Consider the following 1,126-nt stretch of genomic DNA (forward strand, 5'->3'; position numbering starts at 1 on the left):
CGATCCCCTTCATCGGCGACGGCGCCGCCGTCGCCAAACTCGCCCAGTGGGCCAAGAAGTTCGGCTCCTGGGGCGAGAAGGCCGTCGAGTTCATCCAGAAGCTCGTCACCCGACTCCCCACCGAGTGCCTGCTGAACAGCTTCCCGGCCGGCACCCGCGTCCTGATGGCCGACGGCTCCACCCGCGCCATCGAGACGGTCCGGATCGGCGACGAGGTCCTCGCCACCGACCCCGCCACCGGACTGACCGGCCCCCGCCGGGTCACGGACACCATCTACACCCCCGACGACCGCGACTTCACCGACATCTCGCTCGGCGCCGGGAAGTCCCTGACCAGCACCGACCACCACCCCTTCTGGTCCGAGAACCAGCAGCGGTGGACCGACGCCGCCGACCTCAAGCCCGGCGACGAGCTGCGCGACCCGGCCGGACAGCCCCGGCGCGTCGAGGACGTCCGGCACTGGAACACCCTCCAGCCCGCCTACAACCTCACCGTCGACGACCTCCACACGTACTACGCGCTGGCGGGCGACCTGCCGGTCCTGGTCCACAACGCGAAGAACTACTGCCCGAAGCGGCTCGCCCTCGGTGTCACCGCGGACGACGACGGCAAGTTCATTCTGGACGCATTCGCCAAGTCGCCTGCCATCAAGGCGAAGTCGTACCACGACTTCCCCAGGGGAACGAACTGGATGGAGACCGTCCGCGAGGCGCTCACTCCGGGGAAGACGACCGAGATCTTCTTCAACCTCGACCAGATCGGGAAGGCGAACGCCCGGGAGTGGGCCGAGAAGTTCGGCGACCTCGCGACCCCCGAGGAGCACTGGACGGCCTGGGAGCTGAAGATGATCAGGGAGTCGCCCAAGGAGGTGCGGGACCGCGTGAAGTGGTACGAGAACGGGGTCGAGACGACAAGCCCCTTCGACTGAGCCGGGCCCCTTCGGATGCGCGGTCGTTGGGCTGCGGTGAAGGCATTCGTCGGCTCAGGGCCGCAGAGACCCTGGTGCGGCCGACACTCACCGCCACGCGCTCCGCTTCGGGCGACGGTCTCGATCCACGCCCGAAAGAACGGGAAGTGATGCTTCCGGCACTTCCCTGAGTTTCCGATCGACCCGAGGAGCCCGCC

Annotated in this window: 1 protein-coding gene; it reads left to right on the forward strand. The window is 68.2% G+C overall.

Annotated features, from left to right (window positions below; all coding sequences use genetic code 11):
- The coding region (locus ACFU6K_RS39480) for a polymorphic toxin-type HINT domain-containing protein (protein WP_380671567.1) at positions 1-929 on the forward strand (929 nt) is incomplete at its 5' end.
- Positions 930-1,126: the final 197 nt, after the last annotated feature.

It is taken from the genome of Kitasatospora sp. NPDC057512, from assembly GCF_042802135.1.
Taxonomy (GTDB): Bacteria; Actinomycetota; Actinomycetes; order Streptomycetales; family Streptomycetaceae; genus Kitasatospora.